The sequence below is a fragment of the Pseudomonas sp. GM84 genome (genome assembly GCF_000282535.1).
Classification (GTDB): domain Bacteria; phylum Pseudomonadota; class Gammaproteobacteria; order Pseudomonadales; family Pseudomonadaceae; genus Aquipseudomonas.
Map to the genome: position 1 here is coordinate 1 of NZ_AKJC01000249.1, position 12,702 is coordinate 12,702.

The following is a 12,702-nucleotide window of genomic DNA, read 5'->3' on the forward strand; positions in this document are numbered from 1 at the left end:
TGCCGGCGATAGGGCCCGTGCGGCCACTACTGCACCACAGCCCCTTCCCCAGACCGCCCACCCACCACGAACCACAGCGGCCACAGGGCGAGCGCCCCGGCCACACCCGCCGCCACGGCAAAGTGCAACAGGCTGGCCCCCGCCCCGATCATCGCCATCACCGCTCCGCCAAGCCCCAGCAAGGCGATGGTGATCATCCCCAACATGGCCGACACCAGCCCTTTGCTCTGCTCGCTGGAGAACAGCGTCATGCGGTACAGCACCGCATTGGCCACACCCAGGCCCAACGCATACAGCGACATGCCCGCCACCACACTGGTCACCGACGGCCAGTACCACGTCGCCAACACCAGCAGGCCCAGACCTGCGAGGTAAGGCCACAGGGCCCCGCGTACCAGCGTCGCCAGCGGGTAGCGATCGGCAATGCGGTTGATGATCAGGTTGCCGAGGATCAGCCCGCCGAACACGGGCAACTGCCACAGCGCATACGCCATCGTGGTGAGGCCTTCATCGTGAATCAGCAACACCGGCGACAGGCCGATCCAGCCGATCAGCGGCAGGCCAACCAGGCCGAGTGCCGCACTACCGGCGACGAACTTGCGGTTGGTCAGCAGCTGGCCGTAACCGGCGAGCAGCGGCAGCAGGTGAATCGGCGTGAAGGGCAGGCGCGAACCGTCCCGGCGTTCCACACCCAGGGTTTCCGGCATCAGGCGATGCAGCAGCACCCAGCACAGCACGGCACCCACGGCGAACGCCACGAACAGCCAGCGCCAGTCCAGCCACTGCAGCATCAAGGTGCCTACCAGTGGGCCCAGCAACGGCGACAGCAAGGCGATGTTGGCCAGCAGCGCCATCATCCGCACTGCGTCGGCTTCACTGAACGCTTCGTTCAGCGCCGGGTAGCTGACCGTCACCACGAACCCCAGGCCGATGCCCTGCAGCAGGCGCAGCAGGTTGAACACGCCAATGTCCTGCACCCAGTAGGTCGCCAGGCACGCCACGCCGAAGAAGGCACAACCGGCCAGCAGCAGGGGCCGACGGCCATAGCGGTCGGCCAGCGGGCCGATCAGCCACTGCAAGACCACGCCACCGAGCAAGTACAGGTTGAGCGCGTGGGGGATGTACTCCGGGCTGGCGTTCAGGTGCTCGACCACCACGGGCATGGCCGGCATGACAGCATCGCTGGCCAGGTACGTCAGCAGTTCGAACAGGGCAAGGGTCAGGCCAAATAACAGGGCCCTGAAGGGCGTGATGTACAGCAGTGGCTTCATGATGGGTTTCAGGTAGCGGCAGGTGGGGTCAGGCTATATGCCAGAAATGGCGGGGTTTGGCTGTGAACAAGTGTAAAGACAAGGGGCCGCTTCGCGCCCCAATCGCCGGCAAGCCGGCTCCCACAGTACTGCATACACATGTGGGAGCCGGCTTGCCGGCGATTGGGGCGCAAAGCGGCCCCTTGTTGCAAACGCAGGGTTACTGCGCAGCGGTCTCCTGCACCACGCGAATCACCCGCTGCGGAAACGGAATGTCGATGCCTTCGGCCTTCAACCGGTCACGCGCATGTTCGTTGAGCATGAACATCACATCCCAGTAATCGCTGGTCTTGGTCCACAGTCGCAGCGACACAGTGATCGAACTGTCGCCCAGGGTGGCGACCACCGCCTGCGGCGCCGGGTCGGGCAATACACGTGGGTCCTTCGCCAGCTCCAGCAGCACATTGCGCGCCTTCTGCAGGTCAGCCTCGTAATCCACGCCTACGTCGAACACGACCTTGCGCGTCGGCTGGCGGTTGGTGTTGGTGATGATGCCGTTGGACAGGCTGCCGTTGGGCATGATCACTGTCTTGTTGTCGCCGGTGCGCAGCACGGTATGGAAGATCTGGATACTGTCGACGGTCCCCGCTACTCCCTGGGCTTCGATCCAGTCGCCAATACGAAACGGGCGGAACATCAGGATCAGCACACCACCGGCGAAGTTCGCCAGGCTACCCTGCAGCGCCAGGCCGATGGCCAGGCCGGCGGCACCGATGGCCGCGACGAACGAGGTGGTCTCGATGCCGATCATCGACGCCACGCTGACCAGCAACAGCACCTTGAGGATGATGTTGGCCAGGGTGCTGATGAAGCTCTGCAACGCCACGTCGGCGCGCAAGCCAACCACCTTGCCCAGGCGTGCGCTGAGCTTGTTGATCAACCACCAGCCGATGGCCAGTGTCAGCAACGCCAGCAACAGGCGGCTGCCGTATTCCATGATCAACGGGATCCATGTCTGCGACTGGCGGACCAGCTGATCGACCTCAGCGTTCAAATCCATGTTTATCTCCTGATGCCGAACGGCAAGTACACGGTAAATCGGGCCGCGCACATTTGCGCGGCCATGGTCCCCATGGACATCATTGCGCCATCGGGGTTCCGGACGGCGGTTCGATCAGTCGCGGAAGTTGTTGAACTGCAGCGGCATGTCGAATTCCTTGGCACGCAAGGCAGCAATGGCTTCCTGCAGGTCGTCACGTTTCTTGCCGGTCACACGCACCTGCTCACCCTGGATGGCAGCCTGGACCTTGAGCTTGGCGTCCTTGATGTGGGCGACGATCTTCTTCGCCAGCTCCTTGTCGATGCCTTCGCGGAACTTGGCTTCCTGTTTCATTTCCTTGCCGGAAGCGTAGGCTTCCTTGGTTTCCAGGCATTTGACGTCGATCTTGCGCTTGACCAGCGCCAGACGCAGGATTTCGATCATCGCCTCGAGCTGGAACTCGGCTTCGGCGGTCAGCAGCACGGTTTGTTCCTTGTCCTTGAACTCGAAGCTACCCTTGCCCTTGAGGTCATAACGGCGATCGAGCTCCTTGATGGCGTTTTCGACGGCGTTCTGCACTTCGTGCTTATCCAGTTCCGATACCACGTCGAACGAAGGCATGGTTGATCTCCCAAAATAAAAGCGCGCTCGGCGTGATGATGGAGCGCGCGGGGTTTGACGGTTAAAATGCGGACTCATTATAACGGGTTGCGAAACGCAGATGAGCAGCACCTGGCATATTCTCGGCGCCGGCAGCCTCGGCAGCCTCTGGGCCTGCCGCCTGGCACGGGCGGGCAAGGCAACACGTCTGATCCTGCGCGATGGGCAGCGGCTGCAGGCCTATCAACAGGCGGGTGGCCTGACCCTGGCCGAACAGGACCAGACCACCCGCTTCGCGATCCCCGCCGAAACGGCCGACGCCAGCGGGCCGATCCACCGCTTGCTCCTGGCCTGCAAGGCTTATGACGCCGCGCCTGCCGTCGCGCGCCTGGCTCCACGCCTGGCCGAGGGCGCGGAAATCGTGTTGCTGCAAAATGGCCTGGGCAGCCAGGACGAAGTCGCCGACCAGGTACCCCACGCCCGCTGCATCTTCGCCTCCAGCACCGAAGGCGCATTCCGCGAGGACGACTGGCGGGTGCGCTTTGCCGGACAAGGTTTCAACTGGCTGGGCGATGCCGCCAATCCCGCCGTACCCGAATGGTTCGACGACCTGCAGGATGCCGGCATCCCCGCCGAATGGACGGTGGACATCCTCACCCGCCTGTGGCGCAAACTGGCGCTCAATTGCGCGATCAACCCATTGACCGTGCTGCACGACTGCCAGAACGGCGGCCTGCTCGGACATCTGGATGAAGTCGACGCCTTGTGCACGGAACTGGGCCAGTTGCTGGAACGCTGTGGCCAGCCCAAAGCCGCCGACGACCTGGGTGAGGAAGTGCAACGGGTAATCCTCGCCACCGCAGCCAACTACTCTTCCATGTACCAGGACGTGCGCGCCGGCCGGCGTACAGAGGTGCATTACCTGCTCGGCCACGCCTGCCGAACGGCGGCGCGGCACGGCGTGGCGCTGCCACAGCTGGAACACCTGCACCAGCGCCTGGTCGATAACCTGCGAGCGCGCGACTTGCCCAGCGCCTGACGCGGCCCCTACAACCGGATACGGACATTGCCTTGCCCATGACCTTGCGCCAACGCCTGGAAAACCTCCCGGTCGGGCAGAAGCTGCTGGCCGCCTTGCTGGTGCTATTGGTGACCATCCTGCTGGTAGCCAACCTGACCTTCATCAGCGCCGCCTACTGGATCACCCAGGAGAGCATGGCGCCCCAAGCCTTGCAGACCATCGGCCGCCTGGTGGCCAACCCACAGCTGTCGGCCCGCGCGGGTGACAATGCAGAAAACGCCACGGCCCTGCTCAAGGAGCTGGACAGCTACACGCCCCTGCGCGCAGCTGCCCTGTATGGCGGCGACGGGCGGATGCTGGCGCAGTTGCAGCACGGCGAACCGCTGGCCCTGCCCAAGCGTTACCGCAACATCGATGGCTGGCGCCTGATGGAGTTTCGCAGCACCCAGCTGATTCGCATCCCCCGCGACGCCAGCCCACCCGCGCACCTGCTGCTGGTGGCCAGCAGCGAACTGCCGACCGCCTTCTACACCGGCACGCTCAGCGCCAGCCTGGCGATCCTGGTGTTCAGCGTGCTGCTGTGGCTGGTCATCGCCCGGCAGATAAAACGCCTGATCACCCAGCCGATCAACCAGCTCGAAGAGCTCAGCCGCCAGGTCACCCGCGAAGAGAGCTACGCCCTGCGCGCCACCCGCGGCAACGACGACGAGATCGGCAGCCTGGCCCAGGCGTTCAACACCATGCTGTCGCGCATCGAAGCCCGCGAGCAGCAGCTCAAGCGCACCCGTGACGAGTTCCAGATGGCCTTTGACCAGGCCCAGGGCCTGGCCGAGGAAACCCGCCATACCAACCGCAAGCTGGAGCTGGAAGTCCAGGTGCGCAGCAAGATCGAGAAGAAGCTGACGGGCTTCCAGAACTACCTCAACAGCATCATCGACTCCATGCCGTCGGCGCTGATCGCCCTCGACGAGCAGCTTTACGTCACCCAATGGAACCACGAGGCCACGGTGCTCTCCGGGACACCGTTGGACGAGGCGCTGAACCAGCCGATCTTCATCGCCTTCGAACCGCTCAAGCCATTTCTGCCGCAGCTCAAGGAAACCGTGGAGAAACATCGGGTGGCGAAGATCGAGCGGGTCACCTGGCCCAAGGACGACGACCTGCGCCATTACGCCCTGACCTTCTACCCGCTGATGGGCGGCGGCGGCCGAGGCGTGGTCATCCGCATCGACGACATCACCCAGCGCCTGTCACTGGAAGAAATGATGGTGCAGTCCGAGAAAATGCTCTCGGTCGGCGGCCTGGCAGCCGGCATGGCGCACGAAATCAACAACCCGCTGGGGGCGATCCTGCACAACGTGCAGAACATCCGCCGGCGCCTGTCGCCGGAGCTGCCGCGCAATCAGGAGCAGGCCAGCGAGCTGGGCATCGACCTGCCCAGCGTCAGCCGCTACCTGGAAAGCCGGGAAGTGCCGCAGCTGCTCGACGGCATCCAGCAGGCCGGCGCCCGAGCGGCCAAGATCGTCACCCACATGCTCAGCTTCAGCCGCCGCAGCAACCGCCAACTGGCGCCTTGCGACCTACCGTCGCTGGTCGACCAGGCAGTGGAGATCGCCAGTAACGACTTCGACCTGGCTATCGGCTTCGACTTCAAGGGCCAGGCCATCATCCGTCAGTTCGACCCCAGCCTCGGGCCTGTGCCCTGCACGGCCAACGAACTGGAGCAGGTGCTGCTCAACCTCCTGAAAAACGCCGCCCAGGCCATCCACCAGCGGCCACAACCCAGCGAACCCGGACGCATTATCCTGCGCACCAGGCTCAACCCACCCTGGGCCGAAATCCAGGTCGAGGACAATGGCGTCGGCATGCCCGAAGCGGTGCGCAAACGCACCTTCGAGCCATTCTTCACCACCAAGGAAATCGGCCAGGGCACCGGGCTTGGCCTGTCGGTGTCGTACTTCATCATCACCAACAACCACAAGGGGCAGATGGAAGTGCAGTCCACGCCCGGCCAGGGCACCTGCTTCACCCTGCGCCTGCCCCTCGGCCAGCCGGCAACGGCCGCGCCGAACACCACGGAGGCATGACATGGGCTATCGCCTGTCGAAGATCTACACCCGCACCGGCGACAAGGGCGAAACCGGCCTGGGCGATGGGCGCCGGGTGCCCAAGGACCATCCTCGGATCGAAGCGATTGGTGAGGTGGACAGCCTCAACAGCCAGCTTGGATTGCTGCTGGCGGGACTGGCCGAGCAAGGGCTGGAAGAAGTAAGCACGGTTCTGGCGCCGTGTCAGCACCGCTTGTTCGACCTTGGCGGTGAGTTGGCGATGCCCAGCTATCAGGCCTTGAACCAGGCCGAGGTAGAGCGCCTGGAGGGCGCCATCGATGTATGGAATGAAGAGCTGGGGCCGCTGAAGAACTTCATCCTGCCCAGTGGTTCGGCATTGATCGCCCAGGCGCATGTGTGCCGGAGCCTGGCGCGCAGCGCCGAGCGGCGGTGTCAGCAGTTGAATGCCGTGGAGCCGCTGGAGGGGGTGGGGTTGGCGTATATCAATCGGCTATCCGACCTGCTGTTCGTGGCGGCGCGGATCATCGGGCGGCGGCAGGGGGTTGCCGAAGTGCTTTGGCAGCCAGCAGAAAAGCCGCAGGATTGAAATCGCCGGGGCTGCGTTGCAGCCCGTTCGCGGGACAAGCCCGCTCCCACAGACACCGTGCAGAACTCGAGTCCGGCGCGCTACCGGTGGGAGCGGGCTTGTCCCGCGAATGGGCCGCAAAGCGGCCCCTGCTTTCAGGCCTCGGGCCAGAACGCCCGAATCCCGGCGACACCCTGAGCCCCAGCTTCCCAGGCCTGCTCCCGGTCACACGGCCCAACGCCACCCAGCAAGAACACCGGGTGAGTGAACCCGGCAATCAACCGCTGCGCCTCATCCCACCCCAGCGGCTGCGCCTCAGGATGGGTCTGGGTCGCCTGTACCGGCGACAGGGTGACGAAATCCACCCCCATCTGCTCGGCCAACGCCAGTTCCTCGGCGCTGTGGCAGGACGCCGCCAGCCAACGATCTTTCGGGAACGGCCGCCCCTTGGCGGCATATTTGCGTAGTTGCGCGGCAGTCAGGTGCCAACCGGCCGACGGGAAGTCGCCCAGCCACTCCAGCGGCCCCTTGAGCATCAGCTGCGCCTTGCCCGCACACAGGCCCACCGCATCCACCGCAACGTCGCGGTATTTAGGGTCGTACATGTCCGGTGCACGCAGCTGGATCAGGCGAATGCCGGATGCCACTGCCTTCTGGATACCCTTGAGCAGCGCAGGCACTTCCAGGTCGTCCGGGGTGATCAGGTACTGATCTGGCAGGCGCGCTGCAGCGACAATCGGCTTGTTGGCCTCAGGAAACTCGTATTGCGCCAACTCCCGGGGTGCCACCCATGCCAGTGGCTGGCCTTCGGCACCATGGGGCTCGCCCGTGAATGCCTCGACCTCGCGAACGTCCAGCAGGACCTGCTTGTCCGGGTAATCGTGACTGACCTTGATCAGCGCCCTTGAACGGGTCACTTCGATACCAAGCTCTTCGCGCAGCTCACGGGTCAAGGCTGCTTCGACGCTCTCGCCCTCTTCCACCTTGCCGCCGGGGAACTCCCACAGGCCGCCCTGGTGCTGGGTATCTGCGCGCCGTGCAATCAGGATACGGCCGTCGGTGCCGCGAATGACGGCCGCTACTACATGAATCCGTTTCACCCTTCACGCTCCGCCAGGCCTGCTTGCTGCCAGGCCTTGAAGGCCGGCCACTGGTAAATGGTCTCGATATAGGTCGCCGCCGCAGCGGGCACCTCCACGCGGTAGGTGCGCAAGCGCACGGCCACGGGGGCAAAGAAGGCGTCGGCCAAGGTTGGCCTGCCGAACAGGAACGGCCCGCTGTCCTTGGCCACCAGACGGCATTCGGACCACAGCGCAACGATACGGTCGATGTCCACCTGCACGTCCAGCGGCACATTTTCCAGCGCCTGGTCACGGGACAGGTCGAACGGCATGGCCCCGCGCAAGGCGAAGAAACCACTGTGCATCTGCGCGCAGGCCGAGCGGGCCTGGGCCCGGGCTGCCACGTCGGCAGGCCACAATTGCGCTTCGGGGTGCTGTTCGTTGAGGTATTCGGCGATGGCCAGGGAATCGGCGATCACGCCGTGCTCGGTCTTGAGCAGCGGCACCTTGCCGGTGGCGGAGAAAGCGAGAAGGCGCTGGCGGGTGTCGGGCTGGTTCAGCTTGATCAGGGTTTCTTCGTAGGGCACGCCAGCCAGTTCGAGGGCCAGGGCGCCGCGTAGCGACCAGGAGGAATACAGCTTGTCGCCGATGATCAGGTGATAGCTCATGGGTCGGCTCCATATGTTTGGGGTTTTGGGGCTGCTTTGCAGCCCATCGCCGGCAAGCCGGCTCCCACAAGAAGAGCAGTGCAAAACCTGTGGGAGCCGGCTTGCCGGCGATGTGGCCCTTGAATCAGGTACGGTATTCGGCGTTGATCTTCACGTATTCGTGGGACAGGTCAGTGGTCCAGATGGTTTCGCTGCACTGGCCACGGCCCAGTTCGATACGGATGGTGATTTCTTCCTGCGCCATCACCGCCGAACCTTGGGCTTCGGTGTAGCTCGGGCTGCGCCCGCCTTTGCTGGCGATGCAGACGCTGTCCAGGTACACGTCGATCAGGCTGACATCCAGCTCCGGTACGCCGGCACGGCCCACGGCCGCCAGGATACGGCCCCAGTTCGGGTCAGAGGCGAACAGCGCGGTCTTGATCAGCGGCGAGTGGGCCACGGCGTAACCGACATCCAGGCACTCCTGGTGGTTGCCACCGCCGTTGACCTGCACGGTCACGAACTTGGTGGCGCCTTCGCCGTCACGGACGATGGCCTGGGCCACTTCCATGCACACTTCGAACACCGCCTTTTTCAGCGCTTCGAACAGCGCGCCACTGGCTTCGGTGACTTCCGGCAGATTGGCCTTGCCGGTGGCGATCAGCATGCAGCAGTCGTTGGTCGAGGTGTCGCCATCGATGGTGATGCGGTTGAACGACTTGTTGGCGCCGTCGAGCATCAGGTCCTTGAGCACAGCCGGGGCGACTTTGGCGTCGGTGGCGATGTAGCCGAGCATGGTCGCCATGTTCGGGCGAATCATGCCGGCGCCCTTGCTGATGCCGGTCACGGTGACGGTCACGCCGTCGTGCTGGAACTGACGGCTGGCACCCTTGGGCAGGGTGTCGGTGGTCATGATGCCGGTAGCGGCTTCAGCCCAGTTATTTTCCGAAAGGTTGTCGAGCGCGGCCTGCAGGGCGCCTTCGATCTTCTCGACGGGCAGCGGCTCACCGATCACACCAGTGGAGAACGGCAACACTGCCTCGGCAGGTACACCGGTCAGTTCCGCCAGCTTGGCGCAGGTACGCTCGGCGGCGGCCAGGCCTGGCGCGCCGGTACCTGCGTTGGCGTTGCCGGTGTTGGTCAGCAGGTAGCGCACGATGCCCTGCACGCGCTGCTTGGAGAGGATCACGGGCGCGGCGCAGAACGCGTTGAGGGTGAACACGCCAGCAACGCTGGAGCCTTCGGCACAGCGCATCACCACTACGTCCTTGCGCCCTGGGCGCTTGATGCCCGCAGAGGCGATGCCGAGTTCAAAACCCGGAACCGGGTGCAGGGTGGGCAAAGGACCAAGACCAACAGCCATTAGAGCGCTCCTAGAAAACCGTGAATATGGAAAAAGGGGGCCGCAATGCGGCCCCCAGGTTTGTCACGATACAACAATCAGGTCAGATCACTCGATTTGACCATGGCAATGCTTGAATTTTTTGCCCGAACCACACCAGCACGGCTCGTTGCGGCCCAGCTTCTGCTCGTTGCGCACCGGGGCAGCGGCCACGGCCACTTCGGCGCCCTCCTCGCTCAGCTGCTCGCTTTCAAGGCCTGGCGCGGCGGCATGCTGGAACTGCATGCGGCTGGCCAGCTCTTCGGCTTCGCGGCGCAGGCGGGCTTCCTCTTCGGCCGGATCTTCGCGACGTACCTGAACGTGCGAGAGCACGCGGATGGTGTCGCGCTTGATCGACTCGAGCAGTTCCTGGAACAGGCTGAACGACTCGCGCTTGTACTCCTGCTTCGGGTTCTTCTGCGCATAACCGCGCAGGTGGATGCCGTGACGCAGGTGGTCCATGGTCGACAGGTGGTCTTTCCACAGGTCGTCCAGCACGCGCAGCAGGATCTGCTTCTCGAAGGTACGCAGGGCGTCGATGCCGGCCTGGTCTTCCTTCTCGGTGTAGGCGTCGGTGATTTCCTTCAGCAGCCTCTCGCGCAGGGTCTCCTCGTAGAGGTGGTCGTCCTCGTCGAGCCACTGCTGGATCGGCAACTTCATGGCGAAGTCGCTGGACAGTGCTGCTTCCAGGCCGGCCACGTCCCACTGCTCAGGCAGCGACTGCGGCGGGATGTGCTGGCTGATGGTGGCATCGAGCACTTCCTTGCGGAATTCCTCGATGGTGTCGCCGATGTTCTCGGCGGCCAGCAGGCTGTTGCGCATGTGGTAGATCACCTTGCGCTGTTCGTTGGCCACGTCGTCGTATTCGAGCAGCTGCTTACGAATGTCGAAGTTGCGACCTTCGACCTTGCGCTGAGCCTTCTCGATGGCGTTGGTGACCATGCGATGCTCGATGGCCTCGCCGGACTGCATGCCAAGGGCCTTCATGAAGTTCTTCACCCGGTCGGAGGCGAAGATACGCATCAGGCTGTCTTCCAGCGACAGGTAGAAACGGCTGGAGCCTGGGTCACCCTGACGGCCGGAACGGCCACGCAGCTGGTTGTCGATACGGCGCGACTCGTGGCGCTCGGAAGCGATCACGTGCAGGCCACCCGTCTCGATCACCTGCTGGTGACGCTTCTGCCAATCGGCCTTGATCTGGGCGATCTGCTCGGCGCTCGGGTTTTCCAGGGCCGCCACTTCAGCTTCCCAGTTACCGCCCAGGAGGATGTCGGTACCACGGCCGGCCATGTTGGTGGCGATGGTCAGCGCGCCCGGGGCACCGGCCTGGGCGATGATCTCGGCTTCCTTCTCGTGGTACTTGGCGTTCAGTACCTTGTGGTCGATACCTTCCTTCTTCAGCAGGTTCGACATGTGCTCGGAGGTTTCGATGGTCGCCGTACCCACCAGCACCGGACGGCCCAGGGTCATGCTTTCCTTGATGTCGGCGATGATCGCGGCGTATTTCTCGTCGGCGGTCAGGTACACCAGGTCGTTGAAGTCCTTACGCGCCAACGGCTTGTTCGGCGGGATGACCATCACGTTGAGGCCGTAGATCGACTGGAACTCGAACGCTTCGGTGTCGGCAGTACCGGTCATGCCGGACAGCTTGGTATAGAGGCGGAAGTAGTTCTGGAAGGTGGTCGACGCCAGGGTCTGGCTTTCGGCCTGGATGTTCAGGTTCTCTTTTGCCTCGATGGCCTGGTGCAGGCCTTCGGACAGGCGGCGACCCGGCATGGTCCGGCCGGTGTGTTCGTCGATCAGCAGGACCTGACCGTCCTGGACGATGTACTCGACGTTGCGGTGGAACAGCTTGTGCGCGCGCAGGCCGGCGTAGACGTGGGTCAGCAGGCCCAGGTTGTGCGCCGAGTAGAGGCTCTCGCCTTCGGCCAGCAGGCCGGCCTGGGTCAGCATCTCTTCGATGAACTGGTGACCCAGTTCGTTGAGCTCGACCTGGCGGCTCTTCTCGTCGATGGTGAAGTGGCCTTCCTGGGTGACCTGGCCTTCGACTTCCTCGATGTGCTGGGTCAGGCGCGGGATCAGGCGGTTGATCTCGATGTACAGCTTGGAGCTGTCTTCGGCCTGGCCGGAGATGATCAGCGGCGTACGGGCTTCGTCGATGAGGATCGAGTCGACTTCGTCGATTACGGCGAAGTTCAGTTCACGCTGGAACTTCTCTTCCTGGCTGAATGCCATGTTGTCGCGCAGGTAGTCGAAGCCGAATTCGTTGTTGGTGCCGTAGGTGATGTCGGCAGCATAAGCGGCGCGCTTTTCTTCCGGCGGCTGGAAGGCCGAGACGATGCCCACGGACAGACCGAGGAATTCGTACAGGGGACGCATCCAGTTGGCGTCACGACGGGCCAGGTAGTCGTTGACCGTGACCACGTGCACGCCTTTGCCGGACAGCGCGTTCAGGTAAACAGCCAGGGTACCGACCAAGGTCTTGCCTTCACCGGTACGCATTTCTGCGATCATGCCCTCGTGCAGGGTCATGCCACCGATCAGCTGCACGTCGAAGTGGCGCATGCCCATCACGCGCTTGCCGGCTTCGCGGGCCACGGCAAAGGCTTCGGGCAACAGTTGGTCCAGTGTCTCGCCTTTGGCCAGGCGCTCCTTGAACTCTGCGGTCTTGGCGCGCAGTTGCTCATCGGAGAGGGCGACCATTTTCTCTTCGAAGGCATTGACGATGTTCACCGTCTTGAGCATGCGTTTGACTTCACGCTCGTTCTTGCTTCCAAAAAGTTTCTTTAACAAAGGCGCAAACATATCGGCAGGATCTTCCACACGTAGGGATGGAGGGCGGCCCCATGAGTCGCCCGTGCAGCCCTGAGGCCGCATGCGAACGAGCATTCTACCCGGAAACGATGGTGAGGAAAGTGGTGGATTTCCACGATGCTGGCACAGCGTTTAGGGGGGGCGTTTCTAAGATAAGGGCATTTTCCCTGAGTTCAACCCAGAGCGTGATGAAACGTATCGAGAATGGCTCGTATTCTTTATTGCCTGTACCGGCCCTGTCGCCGGCAAGCCGGC

The 12,702-nt window shown here is 63.5% G+C and carries 10 protein-coding genes and 2 pseudogenes; 4 read left to right on the top strand and 8 right to left on the bottom strand.

The window, feature by feature from the left end; all coding sequences use genetic code 11:
* Positions 1 to 26: 26 nt before the first annotated feature.
* The 3 genes from PMI38_RS19690 to PMI38_RS19700 all read right to left on the bottom strand — a co-directional run bounded on the left by PMI38_RS19690 (position 27) and on the right by PMI38_RS19700 (position 2,910).
* The gene (locus PMI38_RS19690) at positions 27 to 1,271 is read right to left on the bottom strand and encodes an MFS transporter (protein ID WP_008097638.1); all 1,245 of its coding nucleotides are present in this window, start codon (positions 1,269 to 1,271) and stop codon (positions 27 to 29) included.
* Positions 1,272 to 1,470: 199 nt separating this feature from the next.
* A complete protein-coding gene (locus PMI38_RS19695; protein WP_008097639.1) occupies positions 1,471 to 2,310 on the bottom strand; it encodes a mechanosensitive ion channel family protein in 840 nt (279 codons plus the stop codon).
* A gap of 114 nt (positions 2,311 to 2,424) precedes the next feature.
* Entirely contained in the window at positions 2,425 to 2,910 is a 486-nt protein-coding gene (locus tag PMI38_RS19700; RefSeq protein WP_008097642.1) for a YajQ family cyclic di-GMP-binding protein, read from the bottom strand.
* 100 nt (positions 2,911 to 3,010) lie between these two features.
* On the opposite strand from PMI38_RS19700, the gene PMI38_RS19705 reads away from it, so the two are divergent.
* On the top strand, positions 3,011 to 3,928 hold the full coding sequence (locus tag PMI38_RS19705; protein ID WP_008097643.1) for a putative 2-dehydropantoate 2-reductase: 918 nt from the start codon (positions 3,011 to 3,013) through the stop codon (positions 3,926 to 3,928).
* A 410-nt stretch (positions 3,929 to 4,338) separates the two neighbouring features.
* Positions 4,339 to 4,608 (top strand): annotated as a pseudogene (locus PMI38_RS27945) (PAS domain-containing sensor histidine kinase); the annotation flags it as partial.
* On the opposite strand, the pseudogene PMI38_RS27950 reads toward PMI38_RS27945, so the two are convergent.
* Positions 4,600 to 4,692, bottom strand: a pseudogene (locus PMI38_RS27950) (hypothetical protein); the annotation flags it as partial. The pseudogenes PMI38_RS27945 and PMI38_RS27950 sit on opposite strands and share 9 nt — an antisense overlap.
* Before the next feature lie 18 nt (positions 4,693 to 4,710).
* Here PMI38_RS27950 and PMI38_RS27955 point away from each other — a divergent pair.
* Together PMI38_RS27955 and PMI38_RS19715 are read left to right on the top strand one after the other, a co-directional pair.
* Positions 4,711 to 5,997, top strand: a complete 1,287-nt coding sequence (locus PMI38_RS27955; RefSeq protein ID WP_443216397.1) for a two-component system sensor histidine kinase NtrB — start codon at positions 4,711 to 4,713, stop codon at positions 5,995 to 5,997.
* 1 nt (position 5,998) lies between these two features.
* Positions 5,999 to 6,565: a cob(I)yrinic acid a,c-diamide adenosyltransferase gene (locus tag PMI38_RS19715; RefSeq protein ID WP_008097647.1), complete on the top strand. Its 567-nt coding sequence runs from the start codon at positions 5,999 to 6,001 to the stop codon at positions 6,563 to 6,565.
* A 134-nt stretch (positions 6,566 to 6,699) separates the two neighbouring features.
* On the opposite strand, the gene PMI38_RS19720 is transcribed toward PMI38_RS19715, so the two are convergent.
* The 4 genes from PMI38_RS19720 to secA all read right to left on the bottom strand — a co-directional run bounded on the left by PMI38_RS19720 (position 6,700) and on the right by secA (position 12,438).
* Positions 6,700 to 7,644 (bottom strand): Nudix family hydrolase, encoded by a 945-nt coding sequence (locus tag PMI38_RS19720; RefSeq protein WP_008097649.1) that lies wholly within the window; start codon positions 7,642 to 7,644, stop codon positions 6,700 to 6,702.
* The gene (locus PMI38_RS19725) at positions 7,641 to 8,273 is read right to left on the bottom strand and encodes a glutathione S-transferase family protein (protein ID WP_008097652.1); all 633 of its coding nucleotides are present in this window, start codon (positions 8,271 to 8,273) and stop codon (positions 7,641 to 7,643) included. The genes PMI38_RS19720 and PMI38_RS19725 overlap by 4 nt, the downstream gene beginning before the upstream one ends.
* A 124-nt stretch (positions 8,274 to 8,397) precedes the next feature.
* Positions 8,398 to 9,615: a bifunctional glutamate N-acetyltransferase/amino-acid acetyltransferase ArgJ gene (gene argJ, locus PMI38_RS19730; RefSeq protein WP_008097654.1), complete on the bottom strand. Its 1,218-nt coding sequence runs from the start codon at positions 9,613 to 9,615 to the stop codon at positions 8,398 to 8,400.
* Positions 9,616 to 9,702: 87 nt separating this feature from the next.
* On the bottom strand, positions 9,703 to 12,438 hold the full coding sequence (secA, locus tag PMI38_RS19735) for a preprotein translocase subunit SecA (RefSeq protein WP_008097656.1): 2,736 nt from the start codon (positions 12,436 to 12,438) through the stop codon (positions 9,703 to 9,705).
* Positions 12,439 to 12,702: the final 264 nt, after the last annotated feature.

Coding starts and splice junctions, on each gene's coding strand:
- secA (WP_008097656.1), bottom strand. CDS start 12,438: ATGTTTGCGCCTTTGTTAAAGAAACTTTTTGGAAGCAAGAACGAGCGT.
- PMI38_RS19705 (WP_008097643.1), top strand. CDS start 3,011: ATGAGCAGCACCTGGCATATTCTCGGCGCCGGCAGCCTCGGCAGCCTC.
- PMI38_RS27955 (WP_443216397.1), top strand. CDS start 4,711: ATGGCCTTTGACCAGGCCCAGGGCCTGGCCGAGGAAACCCGCCATACC.
- PMI38_RS19715 (WP_008097647.1), top strand. CDS start 5,999: ATGGGCTATCGCCTGTCGAAGATCTACACCCGCACCGGCGACAAGGGC.
- argJ (WP_008097654.1), bottom strand. CDS start 9,615: ATGGCTGTTGGTCTTGGTCCTTTGCCCACCCTGCACCCGGTTCCGGGT.
- PMI38_RS19725 (WP_008097652.1), bottom strand. CDS start 8,273: ATGAGCTATCACCTGATCATCGGCGACAAGCTGTATTCCTCCTGGTCG.
- PMI38_RS19690 (WP_008097638.1), bottom strand. CDS start 1,271: ATGAAGCCACTGCTGTACATCACGCCCTTCAGGGCCCTGTTATTTGGC.
- PMI38_RS19700 (WP_008097642.1), bottom strand. CDS start 2,910: ATGCCTTCGTTCGACGTGGTATCGGAACTGGATAAGCACGAAGTGCAG.
- PMI38_RS19695 (WP_008097639.1), bottom strand. CDS start 2,310: ATGGATTTGAACGCTGAGGTCGATCAGCTGGTCCGCCAGTCGCAGACA.